The organism is Pedobacter jeongneungensis (genome assembly GCF_039538295.1).
Classification (GTDB): domain Bacteria; phylum Bacteroidota; class Bacteroidia; order Sphingobacteriales; family Sphingobacteriaceae; genus Pedobacter; species Pedobacter jeongneungensis.
The window spans coordinates 189,849-215,328 of sequence record NZ_BAABBY010000009.1; the positions used below are offsets into that span (position 1 = coordinate 189,849).

General features: G+C 39.9%; 11 protein-coding genes. 5 read left to right on the plus strand and 6 right to left on the minus strand.

Annotated elements, in window-relative coordinates:
* Window positions 1–271 precede the first annotated feature (271 nt).
* Window positions 272–3,169, plus strand: a complete 2,898-nt coding sequence (locus ABD769_RS18545) for a leucine--tRNA ligase (protein WP_344852855.1) — start codon at window positions 272–274, stop codon at window positions 3,167–3,169.
* Between the two features lie 393 nt (window positions 3,170–3,562).
* Here ABD769_RS18545 and ABD769_RS18550 read toward each other — a convergent pair whose 3' ends face one another.
* Window positions 3,563–4,858, minus strand: a complete 1,296-nt coding sequence (locus ABD769_RS18550; protein ID WP_344852856.1) for a DEAD/DEAH box helicase — start codon at window positions 4,856–4,858, stop codon at window positions 3,563–3,565.
* Window positions 4,859–5,420: 562 nt separating this feature from the next.
* Here ABD769_RS18550 and ABD769_RS18555 point away from each other — a divergent pair.
* Together ABD769_RS18555 and ABD769_RS18560 are read left to right on the plus strand one after the other, a co-directional pair.
* Entirely contained in the window at window positions 5,421–8,651 is a 3,231-nt protein-coding gene (locus ABD769_RS18555; RefSeq protein WP_344852857.1) for a SusC/RagA family TonB-linked outer membrane protein, read from the plus strand.
* Window positions 8,652–8,667: 16 nt separating this feature from the next.
* The gene (locus ABD769_RS18560) at window positions 8,668–10,380 is read left to right on the plus strand and encodes a RagB/SusD family nutrient uptake outer membrane protein (RefSeq protein WP_344852858.1); all 1,713 of its coding nucleotides are present in this window, start codon (window positions 8,668–8,670) and stop codon (window positions 10,378–10,380) included.
* Window positions 10,381–10,496: 116 nt separating this feature from the next.
* On the opposite strand, the gene ABD769_RS18565 is transcribed toward ABD769_RS18560, so the two are convergent.
* Together ABD769_RS18565 and ABD769_RS18570 are read right to left on the minus strand one after the other, a co-directional pair.
* The gene (locus ABD769_RS18565) at window positions 10,497–11,831 is read right to left on the minus strand and encodes an MFS transporter (RefSeq protein WP_344852859.1); all 1,335 of its coding nucleotides are present in this window, start codon (window positions 11,829–11,831) and stop codon (window positions 10,497–10,499) included.
* A gap of 193 nt (window positions 11,832–12,024) precedes the next feature.
* Window positions 12,025–13,362, minus strand: coding sequence for an APC family permease (locus ABD769_RS18570; RefSeq protein ID WP_344852860.1), 1,338 nt, complete (start codon window positions 13,360–13,362; stop codon window positions 12,025–12,027).
* 534 nt (window positions 13,363–13,896) lie between these two features.
* On the opposite strand from ABD769_RS18570, the gene ABD769_RS18575 reads away from it, so the two are divergent.
* A complete protein-coding gene (locus tag ABD769_RS18575; protein ID WP_344852861.1) occupies window positions 13,897–15,768 on the plus strand; it encodes a DNA topoisomerase IV subunit B in 1,872 nt (623 codons plus the stop codon).
* A 508-nt stretch (window positions 15,769–16,276) separates the two neighbouring features.
* Here ABD769_RS18575 and ABD769_RS18580 read toward each other — a convergent pair.
* From ABD769_RS18580 to ABD769_RS18590, 3 genes are read right to left on the minus strand one after another with little or no spacing between them, the layout of a single operon-like run.
* Window positions 16,277–17,302 carry a YihY/virulence factor BrkB family protein gene (locus tag ABD769_RS18580; protein ID WP_344852862.1) on the minus strand — a complete coding sequence of 342 codons (1,026 nt, stop codon included), beginning with the start codon at window positions 17,300–17,302 and terminating at the stop codon, window positions 16,277–16,279.
* Between the two features lie 7 nt (window positions 17,303–17,309).
* Complete coding sequence (gene tamL / locus ABD769_RS18585) at window positions 17,310–19,625, minus strand: translocation and assembly module lipoprotein TamL (RefSeq protein ID WP_344852863.1); 2,316 nt, start codon at window positions 19,623–19,625, stop codon at window positions 17,310–17,312.
* Entirely contained in the window at window positions 19,609–24,597 is a 4,989-nt protein-coding gene (locus ABD769_RS18590; RefSeq protein ID WP_344852864.1) for a translocation/assembly module TamB domain-containing protein, read from the minus strand. The genes tamL and ABD769_RS18590 overlap by 17 nt, the downstream gene beginning before the upstream one ends.
* Before the next feature lie 148 nt (window positions 24,598–24,745).
* Here ABD769_RS18590 and ABD769_RS18595 point away from each other — a divergent pair, with 148 nt between their 5' ends.
* The gene (locus tag ABD769_RS18595) at window positions 24,746–25,234 is read left to right on the plus strand and encodes a cytidine deaminase (RefSeq protein ID WP_344852865.1); all 489 of its coding nucleotides are present in this window, start codon (window positions 24,746–24,748) and stop codon (window positions 25,232–25,234) included.
* Window positions 25,235–25,480: the final 246 nt, after the last annotated feature.

The following is a 25,480-nucleotide window of genomic DNA, read 5'->3' on the forward strand; positions in this document are numbered from 1 at the left end:
CTCATTTTTTATATACGAAGATACTAAATAATATATCAACCCATTTATTTCGATTTAGTTTCTTTTACAGGCTGTTGCTGGCTGTGGTGTCGATTTTTGATAGCTGACCTTAAATAAACTTTTTAGCCTAGAAGGATCAGATGGTAACATCTGACCGCGAGACTAACCTCTTCTTATTCTGCATTTCTGAAGGCAAAATAATATCATTAATCTGCTTTTTTAAGCCCCTTAATTTCTGTATTTTCGCGTCTTTAAAAAATTAAAACTTGCAATGGATTATCAATTCAAAGAAATAGAACAAAAGTGGCAGAAATTCTGGGCAGATCATCAAACGTTTAAAGCCGAAAGTAATTCTGATAAGCCAAAATATTATGTGTTAGATATGTTTCCTTATCCATCAGGAGCAGGCCTGCACGTTGGTCACCCACTGGGTTACATTGCATCAGATATTTTTTCGAGATACAAACGCCTTAAAGGCTTTAACGTATTGCACCCAATGGGATACGATTCGTTCGGGTTACCTGCAGAGCAATACGCCATACAAACCGGACAGCATCCGGCAATTACTACTGAGGCAAACATTGCAACCTATCGTCGTCAGTTAGATCAGATTGGTTTTTCTTTTGATTGGAGCAGGGAAGTACGCACCAGCGAGCCATCTTATTACAAATGGACGCAGTGGATTTTTATGCAATTGTTCAACTCCTGGTACAACATCGAGAATGACAAGGCAGAGGATATTACCACCTTGATCGAAAAATTTAATGCATCCGGCACAGCCGACGTAAAAGCGGTTTGTGATGATGATACCAAACAATTTTTGCCAAGCGACTGGGCAACGTTTACTGATGAGGAAAAACAGATCGAATTGTTGAAATACCGTTTAACCTATCTTCGCGAAAGCACCGTAAACTGGTGTGCAGCCTTAGGAACGGTTTTAGCCAACGATGAAGTAAAAGATGGTTTTTCTGAACGTGGCGGTTTCCCTGTTGAGCAAAAGAAAATGATGCAGTGGAGCATGCGGATTACTGCTTATTCTGACCGCTTATTGCAAGGTTTAGATACCATCGATTGGCCGGAGCCGATTAAAGAAATGCAACGCAACTGGATCGGTAAGAGCGTGGGTGCGTCTGTTAAATTTCAGGTGGAAGGACATGATAAACAAATCGAAGTTTTCACTACCCGTGTGGATACCATTTTCGGGGTTTCTTACCTGGTACTGGCTCCGGAACACGAATGGGTTGCTGGATTAACTACTCCTGAACAAAAAGAGGACATTGCAAATTATATCGCTTTAACCAAAAAGAAATCAGAGTTAGATCGTATGGCCGATACCAAAACGGTTTCGGGTGCTTTTACGGGTACTTATGTGATTAATCCGGTAAGTGGCGAGCGTGTTCAACTGTGGATTGCTGATTATGTGTTAGCTGGTTACGGAACAGGTGCGGTAATGGGCGTGCCAAGTGGCGACCAACGCGATTGGTTATTCGCTAAGCATTTTAATTTACCGATTATCCAGATTTTGGACGCACAGAAAGATATAGATGTTCAGGCTGATCCAACCAAAGAAGGAACATACATCAATTCTGGTTTTATTAACGGTTTGACTTATAAGGAAGCTGTTGCATTTTTGAACAACTGGTTAGAGGTCGAAAAAGTTGGAAAAGCAAAAGTAAACTTCCGTCAGCGCGATGCGATTTTTGGTCGCCAGCGTTATTGGGGCGAACCGATTCCGGTTTACTTTAAAGATGGATTACCTTATCTGGTTAAGGAAGAAGAATTACCTTTATTGTTGCCTGAAATTGATAAATATTTACCGACTGAAACAGGAGAACCACCTTTGGCGAGGGCCGAAAACTGGTTGCCTGCAGATGGCGGACATTATGAACTGAGCACCATGCCGGGTTGGGCAGGAAGCAGCTGGTACTGGTACCGCTACATGGATGCGAACAACAATAACGATTTTGCTTCAAAAGAAGCGGTTGAATACTGGAAAGATGTGGATTTGTACATCGGTGGCTCTGAGCATGCAACCGGCCACTTATTGTATAGCCGTTTCTGGAATAAGTTTTTGAAAGATTTAGGTTATACCAAAGAAGAAGAGCCTTTCAAAAAACTGATTAACCAGGGGATGATTACAGGAGTTTCTCTTTTTGTTAAAATAATTACTTATCAAGATGTTGAAAATGAATTAGATGTATTTTGGAAATATGCTTCATTTGATGAAAAGGATTTTGGTGATATTGAAATAAATGGTCATACTTTTAAAGTAATCGATGCAAACCACGAAACCATAGTTCCAATTGATAAGGTTGATGCCAAAACAGATAGATTATACCAAGAAGGGTTTGAACAGTTAATTGCTCCAGTATGGAATTTCTTAACTGGAAAGGGAGGGATTGCAATTGACTTGGAAACAGATGTGTTGTGGAGGATAGATAATTCAGGTAGACGATATTTGCAATTAAGACCGGAAGTTCAAAAAATGTCGAAATCGAAATTCAACGTGGTTAACCCGGATGATTTGATTGAGCGTTACGGTGCTGATACTTTGCGGATGTACGAAATGTTTTTAGGGCCATTGGAGCAGAGTAAGCCCTGGAATACAAACGGTATTGAAGGTGTTTTCAAATTCCTGCGTAAGTTCTGGCGTTTGTTCCATAATGAAGACTGGACTTTCCATGTAAACGATAATGAACCGACAAAAGCAGAGTTAAAATCGCTGCATAAAATCATTAAAAAAGTGCAGGATGATATCGAGCGTTTCTCGTTCAATACTTCTGTATCAAGCTTTATGATTGCAGTAAATGAATTAACTGATCTGAAATGCAAAAACCGTCAGGTTTTGGAAGATATGGTGATTATCCTTTCACCTTATGCACCGCACATCTGTGAGGAGCTTTGGGTATTATTGGGTAACGAAGCGGGAACTTTATCATACACCGCTTATCCAACATTCAAACCTGAGTATCTGGTAGAAGATGAATTTGCTTACCCGGTTTCCATCAACGGTAAAATGAAGATGAACCTGAATTTGAGTTTAACTTTAGCTCAGCCGGAAGTAGAAGCAATTTTATTCGCAGATGAGCAATTTCAGAAATTTTTGGATGGAAAACCGACTAAAAAAATCATTTTCGTTAAAGGAAAGATTATTAATGTAGTTGTTTAAGGTAGAAGGTATAAGGCGTAAGGTTTAGGGTTTTCCTTTCTCTTACCTTAAAAATAGAAAAACCCGATTTGTCTTTTGCAAATCGGGTTTTTCTATTTTGATACAGATTCCAATAGAGGACTCGTCATCTCGACTGAAGCGCAGTCCCGAATATTCGGGAGAGAGATCTATCCAGACAGATTTAGCTTCGCTGAGCCTTCGGGTTCTTGACTTCGTTACACTCCGCTTCCATTGACAGACTAAAATAAAAAGGTTCGTGCCTCGCAATGACGGATTTTCGCGGCTTATCGTATAGGTTTAAAAAACAAACCCAAGTTGTAATTTACAACTTGGGCTTTTAATATATGGGTGGGAAATCTTTAGTCTTTCCGCCTTAGTCTTTAAGCTTAAAACCTAATCTCTCTTCCTCCTGTTTCCACCAAATCTTCTGTTGTTGCTGGCGTTACGTGGTTTGCCGCTCATGTTGCCATCGCCGGCTTTTTTACCCCCACCACCTTTTGATTGAGCCTGAGGTTTACGTTTAACCTGATTTTTGGCCAGCATGCTTTCCCAGGTTAACGGATAAGGATGATCATCAACAACCGGAAGCGTAATTTTAATCAGTTTCTGGATATCCAATAGGTACTCGTTTTCTTCTGCATCGCAAAATGAAATCGCAATACCATTTGCACCCGCACGACCGGTACGACCAATCCTGTGTACATAAGATTCAGGAATATTAGGCAATTCGAAGTTGAAAACATGCGATAACTGATCAATATCAATACCACGGGCAGCAATATCAGTCGCTACCAAAACGCGAATTTTCCTGTCTTTAAAGTCGGTTAAGGCCCTTTGTCTGGCATTTTGCGATTTGTTACCATGAATGGCAGCCGCTTTAATTCCGGCATGAGCCAAATCTTTCACAATCCTATCCGCACCATGTTTGGTACGGGTAAATACCAAAGCCGTCTGTATATTTTTATCTTCCAGTAAATGGATCAATAATTTCTTTTTATCAGGTTTATCCACAAAATAAACCGATTGCACAATCGTTTCAGCCGTTGAAGAAACAGGGGTAACTTCTACTTTCGTGGGGCTTGATAAAATGGTATTCGCCAATTTCTGGATTTCATCCGGCATGGTTGCGGAGAAAAACAAAGTCTGACGTTTAGCAGGTAATTTAGCCACTACTCTTTTCACATCGTGGATAAAGCCCATATCGAGCATCCTGTCAGCCTCATCCAGTACAAATAACTCAATAGTGTTTAAGTTGATAAAGCCCTGGTTCATTAAATCTAATAAACGGCCGGGCGTAGCCACTAAAATATCGATGCCTTTTTTAAGTGCTTCAACCTGCGAGTGTTGATTAACCCCGCCAAAAATTACCAAGTGGCGTAAGTTTAAGTTGCGGCCATAAGCTTTAAAACTTTCTTCAATCTGGATGGCCAACTCGCGTGTTGGCGTTAAAATTAAAGCCTTTATGTTTTTGGTTGCTTTGGTATTGATGTGTTTTTCATGCAATAACTGCAACATCGGAATGGCAAAGGCAGCGGTTTTTCCGGTACCGGTTTGAGCACAGCCCAATAAATCTTTACCTTTTAATATCGTTGGAATAGATTGCTCCTGTATAGGCGTAGGTTGTGTATAACCTTCGGTCTCAAGGGCCTTTAAAATTGGCTCAATGAGGTTTAATTCTTTGAATAACATGTATGTTTTTATGTAATATTTATCGAAGAAGCTAGAACGATCAATTGTTGAAGGACTAACTTGCGGAGAGAATATGCCATTAAGAATGGCAAGCCCTTATTCCTGCTTCGGCGGCAAAGATATAAATAAAATGTGGAAAAGTAAAGTCCGTCAATCTGTTGTACCGGCTCAGGTTACTACGTAACCCTGGGGTATGATTAGGAGAATTTATTCTCAAAATAATGTATTTAAATTTAATGTATATGCAATTGTAATTTTTTTGTATATTTATTTTGTTTTAAATGTATTTTTCACGTTTATTTTTTTGTATCGATAATTTATGATGTAAATATATTAATCTCTAACCAACTATCTAACCAATTACTACACTATGAAAAAAACAGTACACCCGCTTTATGAGTATTCGATTCTGATTTATTTGCCCCAGATTTAGAAAGGCAAAAAACCGGTCAACCTAAAATTATTACTGAAAAAATTGCAACAAATTAAACTGTTGTGTGCTACGCATTTGCCAATTTTTTCAGTTCAGTACCCTAAGAATCATTAACTATCATTATAACCTATGAAACAAAACCTATCTTTTTTCAGGAGGAGTTATGTTCTCTTGTGCCTGAGTATGCTGTTCGCAATCAAGGCAAATGCCCAAACCAAAGTAACCGGGAAAGTTACTGCGAGCGATGATAAACTTCCCATCGTTGGGGCAACAATAAAAATCAAAAACGGTCCAGGAGGTACCACAACCGATGCAAATGGTACATTTTCTATTGCAGCAAAATCAACCGATATACTGGTGGTTTCATTTATCGGTTACGGATCGAAAGAAGTTGCCGTAGGCGGTGAAACTACTCTTTCTATCGTTTTACTGGCCGAAAACAACAAATTGTCAGAAGTGGTGGTAACGGGTTACTCCAGCCAGCGAAAAAAGGATTTAACGGGTGCGGTTGCCGTGGTGAGCATGGGCCTGTTAAAAGCCCAGCCTGCTGCCAGTGCGGTAGAAGCTTTACAGGGTAAGGCTACCGGGGTGCAGATTATCAATGACGGAGCGCCGGGTTCTACACCGCAGATCCGGATCAGGGGGATTAGTACCATCAATAACAACGAACCACTGTATGTGATTGATGGTGTTCCTTTTGAAGGTAAATTATCCTGGCTTAACCAAAACGATATCGAAAGCATGCAGGTGTTAAAAGATGCTTCATCGGCCTCTATTTACGGATCGAGGGCCAATAATGGTGTTGTAATTATTACCACTAAGAAAGGCGTGGCAGGACCACCAAAAATCACACTCGATTCTTATTACGGTACACAGGCTCCGCGTAAAGGCAGTTTCCCCGAAATGATGAATCCTCAGCAATATGCCCAGTATGTATTTGATGGCTACAAAAATGCCGGAAAAGCCATTGCAGCAGGTAAAAATTATGGTTCAGGGCCAACGCCGGTACTGCCTGATTACCTGGTGGCAGGTTCAAAATTAGGTCAGGATGTTACTGCCGCCGACGCTGATCCTTCTAAATACAATTACAGCCGCGATCCTAATCTTTTCTATCAAATTACAAGGGCTAATAAAGAAGGTACCAACTGGTTTGATGAGATTACGGAATCGGCACCAGTACAAAATTACCAGATCAGTGCTACAGGTGGCGGCGAAAATGCAACCTACACTTTTTCGGGCGGGTACCTTGATCAGAAAGGAACCATAAAATATACCGGTTTTAAAAGGTACAATCTCAGATCGAATACCAGTATATCTGCTTTTAACAAACATGTCCGTTTTGGCGAAAATGCGCAGTACAGTTATTCAGAAGGGTATGGTTTTGGTGTTAATCCCAATACGCCAGGTAGTTATCAGGATCAGGGCAGCGCATTGGGCTGGGCTTACCGAATACCAACCATTATCCCGGTTTACGATATTGCCGGAAATTTTGCGGGTAGCCGCGGTAGTCAGCTGGGAAATGCTGAAAATCCGCTTGCTTTTCTTTACCGTGCAAAAGACAATAAAAACAAAAGTAATTTCTTCTTCGGAAATGTTTTCGCTGAGGGCGATATTCTGCCGGGACTTGTACTAAGAACCAATTTTGGTTTGCGTTACGAAAACTTTAACGGCCTGTCTATGCGTTATCCAAATCTGGAATTTTCTGAAGGTAACAACTCCAATAACCTCAACGAATACCAGGGATATAACACCGAATGGACCTGGACCAATACTTTAAATTATAGTAAAGTTTTTAACGAATTGCACCGCGTAAATGTATTGGTTGGAACAGAAGCCATCAGATCAAGGTCCCGTCAGTTAAATGCAGGAAGGAATGATTTCTTTATTCTGGGCAATCAGGATTACTATTACCTGAGTACGGGTTCTTCCAACATCAGCAATACCAGTTTTGGCTCAATTGGTTCGCTGTTTTCTTTATTTGGAAAGGTAGATTATTCTTACCACGACCGTTATCTGGCCAGTATTACTTTCAGGCGTGATGGTTCTTCAAACTTTGGTCCGAACAATAAATACGGTAATTATCCGGCAGGAAGTGTTGCCTGGAGATTATCGGAAGAAGAGTTTATGAAAAGTTTGAAATGGGTGAGTGATTTAAAACTACGTGTTGGTTATGGCCAGACGGGAAATCAGCGGATCCCGCCTTACCAGTACATTAACCGTTTCCAAAGTTCTATTATCAATTCTGCTTATGCCGTTGGTGGTGCAAACGGGTTAACCACTGGTGTATGGCAAAATGCTTATCAAAATGCCGATGTAAAATGGGAATCGTTAAAAGCTTTAAACATTGGACTTGATTTTAGTTTGTGGGGAGGGGCAATAGATGGATCGGTAGATTGGTATAACAAAAAAACATCTGATATGCTTTATAATCTTCCGTTACCGTCAAGTGTGGTTGGTTTAGGTAGTTCGCCATTTGTAAATATCGGTGATATGAGCAACAAAGGGATCGAATTTAATGTGGCTTATCATTATGGCATTAAAGACAACAATCCGCTTAAATTTGATGTTGGCGTAAATTTCTCTAAAAACAAAAACGAGATCGTAAGATTGGCTCCTGGTATTTTTAATCAGATTTATGGTAATTACAGAAGTTTACAAACCAGTGTATTGCAGGAAGGTGCACCATTTGGTTCATTTTTCGGCTACAAAACAGCCGGTATTTACCAGAGCACTGCTGATATTCAGGCCAATCCATCTTATTCTGGCGCCAGGGTTGGTGGTTTACGCTACCAGGATATTAATGGCGATGGGGTAATTGATCCTAAAGACCGGACCATTATTGGCGATCCAAATCCTGATTTTACGGTTGGGGTAAACTTAAATGCATCTTATAAAAACTTTGATATTGCTGCATTTATTTATGGCGTTCAGGGCAATGATATTTTTCAGGCTACACGCTATTTCACCGATTTCCCTTCTTTCGATGGCGCAAAAAGTACCAGGCTGTTAAATGCATGGAGTCCTTCAAATCCGACCAGTTTAATCCCTTCTGCTTATGCGGGTGCTTCAGATCTGGAGTTTGCCTCATCAAGCTATTACATTCAGGACGGAAGTTTTTTAAGGTTGAAGAATATACAGCTTGGTTATTCGATCCCTACAGCTAAAGCATTTGGTGCAAATTCGCTCATCAATAAACTGAGGGTATATGTAAGTGCAACCAATTTATTTACAATTACCAAATATACCGGCATGGATCCGGAGGTGAGCCAGATTACGGATACTTTCTCTGCACCAGGGGTAGATCAGGGCGTTTATCCTTCTCCACGTCAGTTTTTAATCGGTATTAATGTTGGATTTTAATTAAAAAGAAACAAAGATGAAACATATAAAATATATCCTGCTCTCTTTTCTGATCTTGTCTACCTTCTCGTGTAAGAAGGAATTTTTGAACCTGCAGCCTCAGGGCGAACTTACAGAGGCGCAATTAACCACGCAAGATGGGGTTGAGGGTTTACTGGTAGGTGCCTACGGACTACTAAACGGTAATGTTAACGGTACTTACGGCAATTATGGCGCTGCACCGAGCCAATGGCTGTTTGGAGAAGTAGCTTCTGATAATGCGCATAAAGGCAGTAGTGTTGGCGATCAGCCGCCTATGAATGCTATTGAGCAACACTCGCCAACCAGTACCAATGATAATATATCGAACCTTTGGGACAGGTGCTTTGAAGGTATTCAGCGCTGTAACAATACCCTTAAAATATTAGCAAACTTACAGGCAGGCAATGGATCTGCCAAATTTGATGATGCCCGCGCCAAAGAAATACAGGGCGAAGCCCGTTTATTGCGTGCACATTATTATTTCTTTCTGGTAAGGGTTTTTAAAGTGGTGCCATACATTACCGAAGCCAATAGTGGTACTTTTGTTCCAAACGATAAGGATATTTACCCTAATATTGTGGATGATCTTCAGTTTGCTGTAGCCAATTTGAGTACAACCAAACCAAAAAACCAAAAAGGAAGGGTTGATAAATATGCGGCACAGGCTTACCTCGGTAAAGTCTTCTTATACCAGAAAAAATACCCGGAAGCATATGATCTGCTTAACGCGGTAATTTTGGCTAAACCAGATTTAACCACCATGCCTTATACAGATAATTTCGATATTACGAAAGAAGACGGACCTGAAACCATTATGTCTGTTCAGCATTCGGTGGGTACTGATGGTACCGGTGGAGACAATGGAAATGTTGGCGATATCCTGAATTTCCCTTACGGTAACACGCCAATCAACTGTTGCGGGTTCTTCCAGCCTTCTATCGATCTGGCCAATTCTTTTAAAGTTGATATTGCCGGTTTGCCATTATTGGATGGCAGTTACCGTACCAATCCCTATAAATCAGATTTTGGTTTAACCGGAGCCGCAAAAGACAATTATGTAGTGGATAAAACCTTGCCTCTTGATCCGCGGATAGAATCGACTATTGGCAGGCGTGGTGTTCCATACCGCGATTGGGGAATTATGGCAGGCGATACCTGGATCCGGGATGCTTCAAACGGTGGACCTTTTGTTCCCGTTAAAAATACAATAGAGGCTGCACAGATTTCAAGCGGTACAGCACCAGGCACTACTAACGTTACCGGCTTGAATGTAAACCTGATCCGCCTGGGTGATATTTACCTCATGGCAGCAGAATGTGCGGTTGAAAAAGGCGACCTGCCAAGGGCCTTGGCACTTGTAAATGCTGTGCGTTTGAGGGCAGCAAAAATTACGCCGCAACAAATAAACGGTACACCTGCTGCAGCATATAAAGTAAGTCCGTACACTTCATTTCCTAATGATACCTATGCCAGAAACGCAGTTCGGTTTGAGCGCAGGCTCGAGCTGGCGATGGAAGGTCACCGTTTTTTCGATCTGGTACGCTGGGGCATAGCCAAACAAACACTGGAGAGTTATTTCTCTTTTGAGGGCGGATACTTTGACTATTTAAAAGGCATCACTATAGAAAGCAGAGATGAGTATTTTCCTTTACCACAAGATCAGATTGACAGAAGTAAAGGTACATTGAAACAAAGTCCGGATTATTAGGATATTGTTATATTGAGATATGAGTAGGGTTTTGGTATTGATAGGCCAGAACTCTACTCATGTTTTTTACAAGTAATTTGTTTGCAGACTTCCCCACTCAAAACGCCAACTCCAAACTATCTTTCCTCTTTAAACCTGCTGAAAAACAATAATGCGATTAAGCAGAGTCCGAAACCAACAATTCCGTTTAACCGTAAGCCGAAATCATTCCCCGGATCTTTGCCGTAGATGGTAAGCATAGCAAAAATGGCGATGCCAAAGGTTTGTCCGAGTTTTACAAAAAGGTATTTCACTGCGAAGAACATTCCTTCATGGTTTTCGCCGGTTTCTAAAGTGTCTTTCTGGGCAATATCAGCTAATATGGCCGTAGGTAAAATGCCCAGCGCCGCCAATGGAAAAGAGGCTGATAATACCAGGATGTAAATCTGCGTATGCGGTCCGAAGGGTAATTTCCCTAAAAAGAAAATGGTAACAAAAATCAGGCAGAGTACGCCAAAAGCAAACAATACAAAGGGTTTCTTCCCAATTTTAGCAGATCCAAAATTAACAACCGGGTAAAACAGGAGGGAAGCTAAAACCATCGCGCCCATAAATTTTCCGCCTTCAGATTCTGGTAAGCCTAATAATACGGTACAAAAAAATAGTAAACCACTTGAAATAATGCTCAATGCGGTATAAAAAGCAAAATCGGAGATCAGGTAATATTTAAAATTACTGTTCTTAAAAGTGCTCTTAATGGCTGGCCATAATGGTACATGCGTAGGCTTGGCTACCGAAAATTCTTTTTCATTGATAAAAAAAACAGGAAGTAACATCACCAGTCCGGATAGGATGCACAAACCCCATATTGCAGCCTGGATAGCTTCGCTGCGGTTGGCTACGTGAAAATTAGCTTCAACCAGATCGGCAAAGTTGTTGGTGCAGGCCGATAAAATAATCCCGATAACGAAGCCCACCTGCTGATAACTGGATAGTTTAACTTTTTGTCGTGGGGTATTGGTTACTTCAGCCAGTAAAGCGTTATAAGGAATAATATAAGTGGTTACCGAGACGAAAAACAAGCAAAGTGTAATGGTAAGCCACCAGGCATTATGCAGGCTTTCCGTTTTTTGGATCGGGTAAAAAACCAGTCCGCAGAAAACCATGGCCGGAATAATGGCCCATTTCATAAAAGGCATCCTTCGTCCGTTTTTATTGGTACTGGCATCGCTTCTGGAAGCAATAAATGGATCGTAAATGGCATCAACCAGCCTGCCCGATGCAGCAATAATAGAAAGGATGTTAAATGCACCCAGTAAAACAAGTTGCGGCACCAAAGGGGGTAAGCCTGCGTTGCTTGGTGGCAGGTAAAAATAGGGGAGCATTACAATGATAATGTTTGTCATTGTGCTCCAGCCAATCATGCCTGCGGCGTAAGCAATTTCCTGTTTTAAAGAGAGAGTTTTGTTCATTAAAAATGCTAAAATTAATTCTTTATTTTTCGAAAAGCAGGTTTCTGTGTTTATAGGTTAAATCAGTCCTGCTTTCCATTTTATCCCGATGAAAAATCGGGATGTTCATTCCAATCAGGTTTATTTTACTTAGGTCTGCCTAACTAAACCTCGTAGGTTTTTAAAACCTGCGAGGTTTGAACCGGGAATAAAACTATTTCTTATTAAACCACCTGCTCACAAAATAGATTGCCAGAAAGCCAACAAAAATATATAAACCATTTAATGCAGCATTCTGATCGTCAGCATAAATGCTAAAGGCCACAAAAGTGTAAGCCGCAATAAATATAACAGGCAATATAGGATATAATGGTACAGTGTAGATGGTTTTTTTATCAAGATGTGCCGTTCTTTTTCTCAGGATAAAAATGGTAGCCGCAGAACTGGCCATACTGATGCTTTCTAAGAAAATGGTGTAGTTTAAAATCTTATCGAAGGTTTTGGCGTAAAAGATAATAACCACCGCTATTACAGTGAAAACGGTTAAACTAACAGTGATTACCTCTGTTTTTTTATTCATCCTGCTGAATATTTTTGGCAGGGCACCTTCTTCGCCCATGGCAAACATGGCCCTTGGGTTACTCAATAAATTTACGTTTACATAGCCCATTACAGAGAAGAAGATAATAACCGAAAGTGCACTAAACCCTGCAGGACCAAATATTTTTGAAGCCAGAATTGCCGCAATGCTTTCGGCCGATTTTAATTCTTCGAAACCGATTACTTTTACATAAACATAATTGATGGCCAGATACAAGGCGACAATGATGGTTAAACCGATAATGATAGAACGTGGAATTACCTTTTTAGCCTCTTTAACCTCGCCACCAAAATTGATGGTTTGGGCATAACCCGCGTAAGAGAACGAAACTGCAATTAAACACAGTCCTAATGCTTTTCCATAATCGCTCCAGGTAGGTAATGCACCGGTTGCAGTTTTAAAAACAGGAGTAACCGTTTCTGTTTGTCCGCCGAAAAATACAGCACAGATTAAGGTCAAAATCATCCCGATCTTGATTACCGTTAATACATTTTGCGTTTTGGAACTCGCTTTTAAGCCTAAAAGATTAATGATATAAAAAACCAGAATGGTAACAATTGCTATGGCTACCCGGTAAGTTTCGGTTTGTTTTGCTACCGGTAAAATAATTTTGCTCAGGTATTCTGCACCGATAATTGAAATGGCTGCAACTGACGCCGCACTGGAAATAATAACAATGCAGTTAATGGCAAAGGCAATGGATGGATGATAAGCAGATGAAAATATTTTATAATACCCGCCCGTAACCGGAAAACGCGAACCAATTTCGGCATAAGTTAAGGCGCCACAAAAAGCTACAAAACCACCAATAAACCAGGCGAGATAAAAAAGTTCAGGAATTTGCGCTTTTGCAGCTACGTTTACCGGCGTACGGAACACACCCATTCCGATAACTAAACTCACCACAATCATAGATAAATCGAATAGCGAAAGCTGTTTCTTTTGTTGCATTAAATAGAATTTTGAATAACGGGATGAAGATAGGGAAAATTGAATGATTGAATGAGAGAATGTTAGAAAGGGGAAGGTGATTGGTTCATTAGTTGATTAGTGGACGGACAGGTTGCCCAGGCTTGAATTGTTAAATGTTGGAATGTTTTAAAGTTGAAATGTTTTGGACATTGGCTCATGGTCTTTTGACTCATGGTTGATAGCCTATGGGCAAATTGACAGTTGACTACAAACGAGTGAGCTGTCAACTTCCAGACTATTAACTATCAGACCATGAACTATCAACCACTAGCGATCACCAACTATTTCACTAATGACCAATCGAACTATTGAACCACAATATACCTCTTCCATCCTTTTGTTGAAATTTTCTTTTGCGAGCCTCATAGAATAAATCTATTATTGTATTATAATTCTGAAAAGCGTATTTGAAAATATTTTTATTTCAGGCATCAGGATTATTTCTACAGATTCTTCATCACTTTGCAAACCAAAAAATGCAGGGTTTTTCATTGAAGAACAGATAAACACAGTATGGCAGAAGTAATTTATAACGACGACAGTATCCGTTCATTAGATTGGAAAGAGCACATCAGGCTTCGTCCGGGGATGTACATTGGTAAACTTGGCGATGGTTCTGCTCAGGATGACGGTATTTACGTTTTATTAAAGGAAATTGTGGATAACTCCATTGACGAGTTTGTGATGGGTACAGGAAAAACCATCGAAATTACCCTTTCCGAGCAAAAAGTGAACGTTCGCGATTACGGTCGCGGAATCCCTTTAGGTAAGGTAATCGATTGTGTGAGCAAGATCAATACCGGTGGTAAGTACGATAGTAACGCTTTCCAGAAATCAGTAGGTTTAAATGGAGTGGGTACCAAGGCGGTAAATGCACTTTCTACCAGTTTTACCGTACAATCGTACCGTGATGGAAAAACGAAAAAAGTAGAGTTTTCTAAAGGTGAAATTGTAAATGAACAACCAGTTATCGATACCACCCAGCGCAATGGTACAGCAATTACTTTTTATCCGGACGAAACCATTTTCAGAAACTACCACTACATTCCTGATTTTGTGGAAAGCATGGTATGGAACTATGTTTTCTTAAATACAGGTTTAACCGTAAATTTCAATAACCAGAAATATTTTTCGGAAAGAGGTTTATACGACCTGCTTTCTAAATTTAATAAGCCTGAAGAAATCCGTTACCCGATTATCCACATGATTGGACCGGATATCGAAATTGCCATGACCCACGGGCAGCAGTATGGCGAAGATTACCACTCTTTTGTTAACGGACAGCATACCACGCAAGGTGGAACACACCAGGCGGCTTTCAGGGCTGCAGTAGTGAAAACCGTTCGTGAATTTTACAAAAAAGAATTTGATGCGGCCGATGTTCGTTCTTCGATTATTGCTGCAATTTCTGTCCGTGTGCAGGAACCGGTTTTCGAATCACAAACTAAAACCAAATTAGGTTCGCAGAATATGGGGCCAGAGGGGCCATCGGTAGCTACTTTCATCAACGATTTTGTTAAGAAAGAACTGGACGATTACCTGCATAAAAATAAAGAGGTAGCTGATGCATTAGAGAAAAGAATCCTGCAATCAGAGCGCGAGCGTAAAGATATTGCCGGTATTAAAAAACTGGCTAACGACAGGGCTAAAAAAGCATCATTACACAATAAGAAACTTCGCGATTGTAAGGTGCATTTTAACACCACGCACGAGAAACGTTACGAAACTACTTTATTCATTACCGAGGGAGATTCGGCATCGGGTTCGATCACCAAATCGCGTGATGTAGATTGTCAGGCGGTATTTAGTTTAAAAGGTAAGCCGTTAAACTGTTACGAGCTCACGAAAAAAGTGGTTTACGAAAATGAGGAGTTTAACCTGTTACAACATGCTTTAAATATCGAAGATGGTTTAGATGGATTGCATTACAATAACATTGTAATTGCAACAGATGCTGATGTGGACGGGATGCACATCCGTTTACTGATGATGACATTCTTCCTTCAGTTTTTCCCTGATCTGGTAAAAGCGGGGCATGTGTACATTCTGCAAACGCCACTTTTCAGGGTGAGGAATAAAAAGGAAACGATTTATTGCTATAGTGATGAGGAGCGAAGAAATGCAATCGAAAAACTGGGCAACAAGCCCGAAATTACCCGGTTTAAAGGGCTGGGGGAAATCTCGCCAGATGAATTTGGATTATTTATAGGTAAAGATATCAGATTAGACCCTGTTATTTTAAAAGACCAGACCATTAAGAGCCTGCTCGAATATTATATGGGTAAAAATACGCCTGACAGGCAACAGCACATTATCCGTAACCTAAGGGTAGAGAAGGACGAAGTAGAGGAAGAACCTAAAGTAATTACTGAGGAAGTAGCGTAACGATTTTTAAGGTAGGCATTCCCGTTTCGTGGAGACACGAACCGGGGAGTAGCATTTAATAAATTGGGTCGTCATCTCCGAAACGCAGTGGAGCGGAGAGATCTATCTCGAGATAGATCTCTCGATTTCGTTCAGGATGGCAGACTATATAAAAGTGTTTGTCATTGCAAGAAAATTTTTTCAGCCGGCGAAGTAATCTTACCACTATGGTTGGTAATGATGATCCTGGGTTCGAGCCTCATCAGCCACCCTGTAGTTTAGAAAGCGGTTCAATTTTTTTTGATACGATAATGTTTGCTAAATGCAAAAATCTATCATCATATAACGCTGTTTAGATGTAGAAATAAACAGGTGTTTTTGAAGATGAAATTTATTTAAGATTATTCTCCCGACTGGATTTGTAGTCATTATATAAAGAATGTATTAAAATTTAAACAAAATTTGCGTTGGCGAGCATGAAGGTTCCGTTGAAAATATCTTATGATTTATTTGGTGCTTTACGAAGCAATTATTTATCCTTGTTCACTTCAACCGTATCTTCAGGATGCTGCGGTGGCAGTACATCTACCTTTTTCTCTACAATCGTGATTTTTGTAAATACCGCATACTTACTAGGGGAGATGCCCTTATCGTATTTTTCGGCATAGGCCTGGGTAAATTCTGCCCCGAAATACAAGATAATAGATGTGTAATAAATCCATAGTAAAATTACGATGATTGAGCTGGCTGCCCCAAATGCTGAGCCTGGGTTGCCTTTTTCGATGTAAATTCCAATCAGATATTTACCTAAACTAAAAAGCACAGCGGTAAATAATGCCCCGATTATTGCCGATTTCCAGCGGATAACAACATCTGGTAATACTTTAAATATAATCGTAAATACAGCCGTAACCGCAGCAAGGGTAATTACATTGTTCAAAATATAAATCAGCAGCTGCATCGTATCATTTGCTACCGGAATGACCTTATCTATATCACTTTTTGAAACCAGCGAAACCAGTTTATCGCCCAATCCTACTACCACACTGTTAATTACGAGCGAAACGAGCAGTAAAAAGCCCATTGAAACAATCAGCGAAAATGAAAGTAATCTATTGGTGAGCATTTTCAGCCAGCCTTTTTTAGGAATGGCCTTTACTTTCCAGATGATGTTAATACTATCCTGTATTTCGATAAAAATAGCCGTTGCTCCAACAATTAAGGTACCAATACCAATGATTAACCCAATAGTAGATTGACCGGATTTATTAGCATGTTCTACAAAACCCTGAATTTGTGCTGCGGCATCTTTCCCAACCATTTCGGTTATCTGTCCAAAAAACTGACCCCTAGTCTGCTCGTTTCTTTTATCACCAAAAAATAGCGTGGCAGCCGATAATACAATAATGATTAGCGGTGTAAGCGAGAAAATAGTATAATAGGCAAGTGAAGCACTTAGTTTAGTTACCCTGTCTTCTACAAAACCTTTTCCGGCAGCAATAAAAAGGTGATAAAGCGCAATAAAAAAGTTTTTGATTTTGGTGATTATTTTCATCGAAAAATTAAAACGGATAACCTATCCCAATGTTAAAAATTAAATTCTGCCTGCGCCAGTCTTTGTTGCCAAAGGCAATATCATCAAACACCCATCTTTGTCCTTCAGGCAGGTAAGGTTTACGTACTGGGAAAGCCACATCTAAACGTACCACAAAAATAGTAGCATCAACACGTAAACCCGCGCCGGTACCTACAGCCAATTCATTAAAAGTATTTTTTAATTTAAAGCCCGATCCAAGTCTGGCAGTTTCTGGTTTGCCTGGTTCCCCAAGATCTTCTTTCCTTAGCCAGATATTACCTGCATCTACAAACAATGCACCATAAAGCACACTCACTATCTTAAAACGAAGTTCTGAATTGAGCATTAACTTAATATCACCACCCTGATCAGCAAAAATGGCATTATCCGGAACCTTGTACGTACCCGGACCTAAAGTACGTGCCGGAAAGGCCCTGATATCGTTACTTCCGCCAGCAAAAAACTGCCTTACAAAAGGTAAAGATGTACTATTGCCGTAAGCATAACCATAACCCAGGTTTAAACGGTTTGCCCAGATCAGGTTGCGGTTAATTTTATAGAAATCCCTAAAATCGGCCTCTGCTCTTATAAATTGAGTAAGCGGTGTATTAAATAAAGTTTTTTGTCCTTTATCATTTGTTGGTGTAAATAATCCCCAAACATTACCGCCTGTTTCTAAACCACCATAGAAATAAACATTGTTACGGCGGTTGGTTTCCATTTGGTTGGTGTAGGTAAAGTTATAATTACTACCTATGATAAACTGGTTTTCGAGTGTACTTCTTAACAACGGGTTTGCGTCAAATAAACTGTCCCTTTTTTTATCACTAGGAAAGCCTGTAGCAATATAACTAACAGAGATGGGATTGAAATTATGCTCTTTATATTGATTTTCTTTAAAATTGTATCCAAATTCGCCTTTGAATGCATTTAAGGTGTATTCCGATCCACGGTTAAGCATCTGGTAAGAAAGCGAAGCAATAGTTTTTGGTATAAAAGCCGTTGTACTGTTAGGTTTGTAAAAAGGTACAATAAAACGGGGGAAAGTTAACTTGGCTTCTGTAGTAAGAGAGAGTGAGTTTCTACCTAGTGAAGTACCTCTAACCTGTGTTTCAAAACCGCCACTAACGCTCACATCCAATTGTTCTGCGCCCCTGAATAAGTTTCTGGTAGTTTGCGTTACTTTTACCTCCGAACCCACAAAATTATTCGATTTACTCGTGCCGGTAACCGAAAAGCTCAGCGAGTTTTTCTTAAGCGGAGTAAGGTATATATTCAGATCCAATTGGTTATTTTTGAAACTATCAATCGGTAAAAACTCAGCCCTGACATCCCTGAAAGCACCTACATTTACCATTCTGTTTAACGATTGGTTGTGGTCTTTACGGTTATAAGCTTCTCCTTTCTGAAAGAAAACCAAACGGTCGAACAACCTTGGCTTAAAAGTATTGCGGTCATCATAAATGCTGAAATCGTGATATTCCAGTGGTTTTAACTTTCTTAATATCGTATCTCTCCGCAGAGTGTAGTTCGGGTAAATATTGATGTTCCTGATGGTATAAGGCTTTAATCCGGCATCAGGTGCAATATCTTTAACTTTCACAGTTACATTTACCAGATTTTTACCGATGGTACTATCTACCTGCATAATCAGGTAATCCGGACTGAAATAGAAATAACCTTGCTCTTTAAGGTCGTTATCGATCCTGATGCGCTCGTTTTTATAATTATCCAGGTCGTAATAATCGCCTGCTTTTAGTAAGGTTTTATCTTTGTTCTGATTGATGATTTTGGTTAGAGCACCACTATCTGGCGGAAAAGTTACTTTATTGATTTTATAACGGTTACCGGTTTCTGCAGTATAAACAGCTTTACCTTTCTTATCTTTCACTACGGTATCGCCGGTAACGGTGGCCTGTAAATATCCCTCGCTAATTAAATAGCTGGTTAGTACATCATTATTGTATTTCAGTTTTACCTCACTTACCAATACAGGTGGCTCACCTTGTCTGCGCAACCAGTTTTTAAAACCTTTTGGTTTTTTAGGTTCGCCGGCCAGGTTATAAATGCCAAGTTTATATTTAATACCCAAAATAGATTTATTGGGACGAGGTCTTGTTTTGCTCTCTAAATCACTTTTTACCTGTTTTTCATCATCAATTTTACCCGACGAATCCGGATTAATCTTTACTTCAGCACCTGTATATAAATGTTGTCCCGGCTTTAACGATTTGGTAGAGCTACATGCAGCCCAAACTAAGCAGGCCAGTACAAATAAAATTGGTCTAATTAGTTGTCTCATTTTTAGGTTTTTGTTCAATGTTTCTTCTGTTGCGTTTTTTCTGGAAAATCTCTCTGAATTTATTGTAATCTACCACAAGGGTGAAACCTAAACCGGTTTCGATAATCTGTCCCTGTACAATTACATCGTTCTGGTTGCGTCGGTAAGCCCTTAAGCGGTACCTTCCATCGGCTGATAAGGCGTACTCAACATTTACGTTTCCGCCAATATCTGTCGATTTTTCGCCTGGCGCCTGTGGTCCTTCCAAAGCGAAAGAACTGCCTACGGTTACGGTCAATCTATCATTTAATAGTTTTTTAGATAAACCAACTTCAAGATCTGTTTTCTGTTGCAGTGAGCCGGTAGAATAATCTTCTGAAGAATTTACTCCAAAGTTCAATTCTACACCCTGAATTAAATCGGAAGCCAGGTTATTTAACTGCTCGGTTAATAATTTACTTACACTCGATCTCGCCAGGGTAGAAACACCGCCGCCACCGCCTGCCAGACTTTCGAAAGGATTGTTGGCGATAAACCTGTTTAGTGCCAATAGGGCAAAAACCTGTTTATTCAACTCACTTTCGTCGCGGTTAACGTTAATCAGCTTGGTGTAAACCGTTCCGTTTAATGCCCCACGTTCGTTTTCAGGCAAATCAAGTTTGAAAGAGATAATTGGTTTCAATAGCTCCCCTTTCATCATTAAATAAACCTGGAAAGGCAATTTAGTTTTAGCCTGAATATTGTCTGGCTCGTTAATCAGATCGATAGGGGCAGCATTAACTTCATATAAGGCTGTTAAATTTACATTGGCCGAAGTAGGCTCGCCTGTCCAGATAATGGTACTTCCTTTTACCAGTTTGAACGCTTTTTTACCCAGCGGACCAACCGACAGATTGTATGAACCATCAATAATTTCGTAACGGCCTGTTAAACTAATTTTACCGCTCGGGTCCATAGTCGCGTTAAGATCTGCCTCACCTTTAATATTTAATGCATCACCATTTGATGGATCTACCACCACATTCAGTTCGGCCTCAGGATCGATGGTTACTGCGGCAACAAGGTTAATTCCCTTCATCGCCGATTTACTCACGCTATCTACTTTTAAAGCTTTTTGTCCGTTAAATGGCGGGGCATCGGCATCGATAAACTGCACAATTCCTTCCTGGTCTATAATGGCCGGATCGCTTGATGGCAAGGCGAAGAAGAATTTGGTGCCTTTGTTTACCCTGATGTTCATATTTACATCAGGCTGGTTCAAATCGCCGCGCACTTTGATGTCGCTCGTTAAAAATACCGTTCCATAAATGAGATCATTATCAGCTGCAGTCGAATTGATTGCCCTGAAATTGTTCATTTTGATATCTAATCCAAAACGGTAATTTTTAAAATCGCTGGTAAGGACTTTTCCGTTAATGGTTGCTTTTTGGTTTAAAGAATCAATCAGTGTGAAGTTATTAAAACTGATGCCTTCATTTGTAAATGAAATCTTTTCGTTTGGCATGCGGAAATATGAATTTACATAAGCCACTTTAATGCCTGCATTATTGAAAGTTAAATCGCCCAGTATTTTAGGCGCAGTTAAAGCACCTTTAACGGTTAGGGCGCCGGTTAAAGTACCGGTACCGTTTTTAAGCTGGCCCGCAGATAAACTTTCGATATTTTTCATTTCGATCTTATCGATATTCACCGTTAGATCCAATGCGCTTTGAGGCGCAGTATAATAAAAACCATTTACCCTTAACTCATGTACGCCGGTTAACGCCACATTTACCTCAAAAGCATTCTGGGTATTGTTGTTTACGGCTAAACGCAAAGTACCCAGCTGATCTTTCTGATAACGCAACTGATCGATGGTTAAGTTAGCCTCAAATTTTGGGGTTGATGCTAAATCTTTCACATTTGCGGTTCCGTTTAAACGGCCACCCACCAGCGTAGTATCGGTTTCGGCAAATTTAGTCAGGGTTTCTAATTGGAAATCTTTAAACTCTACCGATAATGGTGCATTAGGCTGGGTAGGGTTGCTGTTAATGGAAAGTGATTGCCCGCTGTTACTGATCTGAAACTGATTAACCAATATGCCCGAAGCACCAAACTGAATGTAATTATCCTGCGAAACCACCCATTTTTGATAATCGAGCAGTAACTTCTGAGGATCTAAAGTAAATTTAAAATCTTGATTGATCGATTGGAAATTACCTCCAATAACATATTTATCTTTTTTCTGCCTGTCGCGTAAGAAAATGTTTACCCCCAAATTGTTATTGGCAGCATCGCCACTTACTTCGGTATTGAAAAGGGCAATAGATGGACTTTGAAGGCTTTTAACAGTTAAACTGTAGTCTAATTTGTTATTGTCGTTGTTGATATTTAAAACCGTGGTATCAACTTTGAAATCGCCATATACTACCTGCGGAAAATTACCTTTAATCTGCAGGCTGTCTTTTTGTGTATCAATTAATCCATAAAACTGCGATTGCTTAAATACCGTTAGCTCAGGTACAAAGTTCTTTAATAGTTTGGAATCATAAACCTGAACAAAAAATCTTAGACGCTGATCGGGAACTTTGGTTACCGTACCAAAAGCATAATATTTATTGATTTCGTTGATTATTGCACTACCCACTTTGGTCAGCTGGTATTTACCATCGATTTTGGCAGATAATATTTCAGATTTTAAGGTCAGTTCGTTTTCTGTAGCGGTTGATTTTGCACGGATCGAAATCGTATCTACGTTAACCTTTTGCTTGTCTTTTACCAGTTGTAAGCCGGTAACATCAACCGAACCGTTTAAATAATCGGCATCTGCAGTGGCCAGATCTACTTTAACAACCCCGGCAGCACTTAAAACCGTCGGACTAAAATTTAAAGCCTGTAGGTTTACCTGTTTTAAGTTTAAATCGGCTTTTACGGCAGGATATTTACCTGCAAGATTTACTTTGGCATCTAAATTAAAGTTAGCGTTGCTATCAGGCATGCTGCTTTTAATGCTGATGTTCTGGTTGCTGTAATTACCGGCAACGGTTAAATTGCGGTAGGTATATTTATTGTAATAAGCACTTAATACCCTTGCATTAAATTTGGCATTGATTTTTTTAGGATCGAGCCCTGTACCTGCAACATTGGCCTTAACAGAAACACGGCCCAGTTTAGGCTGCATTTTTAATAAGCGGCCTACGTTGAAGTTATTTAAACTAACATCTGCCTTATAACTTTCCCTGCCTTTAGGGCCATTCATGCCGGCAACCACCACGGCACCACCCATATCGGTATTGATGTTTAGGTTGGTATTAAAATCAGTCATGGAGCCTTTAAAATTACCTTTCGCGTCAATTACATTTGGCAATTCTATTGATGGCGGCAAAGATTTTTTAGGTACCACCACTAAAATATCGCCTTTGGTAACATGAAGTTTTTTAATGTTTAAATCGAGAAAAGTTTTCTTGATGTCGGGCAGGCCTTTGGCTTTTCCGCTGATATCAATCTGTGTATTTTTTAGTCCGCTAATCTGCAGTTTTGGAATATTCAGGTTATTTAAATAACCGTTTACATCTGCATTTATTTTTATTTTTTCGTTGCGGTAATTCGCAGGTACGGCATTACTGAAATATCCGGCATCTTTTAAACCTATGGTGGTGTTTTTAAGGGCAATGTTTAGTTTTACACGCTCAGGATGTTTGGTTAAATCTTCCATTGAGGTAAAATTTAACTCTGTTGCATTTTCTATCGAGGTATTTGGTGTTTTCAGGATGAAATTGCTTAGCTTGATTTGTTTGTCGTTATACACCGCGTCGCCACGTAGTTCATCCAAAACAAAACCACTTTTCTCTTTTAACGAACCATTTTTTACATTGGCTTTTATACCCGCGGCACTATAGCTTACATCGCTGGCACCCAAATTAAGCTGGTTAATTTTAAGGTGGTTAAAATCCATGCCTTTAGGTGCAGGTTTTGCGCCCAGGTTATCGAACTGTACATCATTATCGGCCAGGCTAATGTTTTTAATGATTAAACCCAATGGCGATTTTTCAGGAACCACCGTATCTTTAACTTTCTTTAAATCGTTACTTGGTGCAGGTTTAAAAGCAAAAAGGATATTCGATTTGTTTAAATGGGCATCATCAACTGAATATTTGCTGTTGGTTAAATCTACTTTCAGGTTGGCTAAACCAAGGTCGTTTACCGTGGCAATGGCTTTCGTGGTCGAAATCTGGTCGTCGTAATTTACCTTTACGTTATTAAAAACGAAGTTTTGCACTTCAATTAATGGTAATTTCCCCTGTTCCTTCTGCGTACTATCTACACTGTTGGTAATATGCTGAACCAATTTAACCAATGGTTTTTGCTGTAAATAACGCAATGAGGTATTTACCAGGCTTAACTCCTTAATTACATAATGCTGGTTGGCGAGGTCGAAATCTTTAATTTTCGTTTTAAATGCCCCTAAATACAGTTTCACATCGTTACCTGCAACATCATCGCGGTAATTAATGCCAATATCTTCGAACGAAACTTTATCAACAGAGAATTTTAAGGTAGAGGTAGTGTCTTTCTTTACTTTTTCTTCCGGTTTTTTCTGATCGCTTGCAAAGGCATCTACCAGGAATGAGAAGTTGAATGTTGTATCGGGACTAATACGCTTCACATTTGCGCGTACATTTTTTAGTTCAATGTTATTTACCTCAACTGTGTTTTTCAACAGTTTAAATAAGCTAATGTCTACAGCAAGTTTTTCGGCATATAATAAGGTATCGCCTTTGCGATCTTCGATGTAGAATTTATTTAAGACTACATCTTTTGGCAAAGCAATTTTAATGCTTTCTAAACTTACTTCTGTCTTGGTTTTGCTTTTAAGGTAGTTTATAGCCTTACCTTTTACAAAATTCTGAACGGCAGGAATATTTAAAGAGAGGGCTACACCCACAACCAGGATGATGATGGAGGCAATTACCCACAATAAAATTTTGAGACTTTTACGTACGTATTTATTCAAAGCTAAGGGTGTTTGGTGTCAGTTAAATGCCAAAAGCATGCCATTAAAATTAAATTTAAGGCAGTTTTTAATAATTAATACAAAAAATAAACTAAATTGTTCGCCCGCTATAAAAATTTAACACAGGCGGTGATGTAAATAGTTAAAAATGAAATCAATAAATCTGAATATATCTTTTGAGCAATATGCCGGTATCGGAGAATTAACATTGGAAGACCGTGCACTTTGTGAACTTTCTGAGAAGGCTTTAGCCAGTTCTTATTCTCCTTATTCGAGGTTCCGTGTGGGCACAGCTATCCGCTTGGCTTCGGGCGAAACCATACTGGGCAGTAACCAGGAAAACCTGGCTTACCCATCAGGGCTTTGTGCCGAACGCGTAGCGCTTTTTAGTATTGGTTCTACTTACCCGGAGGCAGTAATTGAAAGCATGGCCATTACGGCCCAAACAGATAATTTTGAAATTTTAAAACCAATTACTTCTTGCGGGGGCTGCCTGCAGGTTATGGCAGAGTTCGAGCGTAAGCAGAATGCACCGATTGAAGTGATTTTTTATTGTTTAAACGGAGAAGTACTTAAAGTACCAAGTGTGAAAAGTTTATTGCCTTTTGCTTTTGTTGAGGATAGGCTGGAGCGGTAGTAGGAGGCAGGTTCGTGCCTATGAATGACCTTCATTTCATTGCGAAAATCTCCTTACTGTCATTTCGAGCGGTGTGCAGCGGAGTCGAGAAACCGAAGGCTCTGCGAAGCAAAATCTATCTCGAGATAGATCTCTCTCCCGAATATTTGGACGTTCTGGCCTGGAGATGACGACGCTTTTTATTGACGTCTAATTCCGTCCTCCGCCCCCGGACCTCCGACTTATTTTCTATATTTGGTTTTTTAA

Bases quoted from the DNA above. Each gene is read 5' to 3' on its own strand.
- ABD769_RS18565 (WP_344852859.1), bottom strand. From the start codon at position 11,831: ATGAACAAAACTCTCTCTTTAAAACAGGAAATTGCTTACGCCGCAGGC.
- ABD769_RS18570 (WP_344852860.1), bottom strand. From the start codon at position 13,362: ATGCAACAAAAGAAACAGCTTTCGCTATTCGATTTATCTATGATTGTG.
- ABD769_RS18550 (WP_344852856.1), bottom strand. From the start codon at position 4,858: ATGTTATTCAAAGAATTAAACCTCATTGAGCCAATTTTAAAGGCCCTT.
- ABD769_RS18580 (WP_344852862.1), bottom strand. From the start codon at position 17,302: ATGAAAATAATCACCAAAATCAAAAACTTTTTTATTGCGCTTTATCAC.
- ABD769_RS18560 (WP_344852858.1), top strand. From the start codon at position 8,668: ATGAAACATATAAAATATATCCTGCTCTCTTTTCTGATCTTGTCTACC.
- ABD769_RS18545 (WP_344852855.1), top strand. From the start codon at position 272: ATGGATTATCAATTCAAAGAAATAGAACAAAAGTGGCAGAAATTCTGG.
- ABD769_RS18595 (WP_344852865.1), top strand. From the start codon at position 24,746: ATGAAATCAATAAATCTGAATATATCTTTTGAGCAATATGCCGGTATC.
- ABD769_RS18575 (WP_344852861.1), top strand. From the start codon at position 13,897: ATGGCAGAAGTAATTTATAACGACGACAGTATCCGTTCATTAGATTGG.
- tamL (WP_344852863.1), bottom strand. From the start codon at position 19,625: ATGAGACAACTAATTAGACCAATTTTATTTGTACTGGCCTGCTTAGTT.
- ABD769_RS18555 (WP_344852857.1), top strand. From the start codon at position 5,421: ATGAAACAAAACCTATCTTTTTTCAGGAGGAGTTATGTTCTCTTGTGC.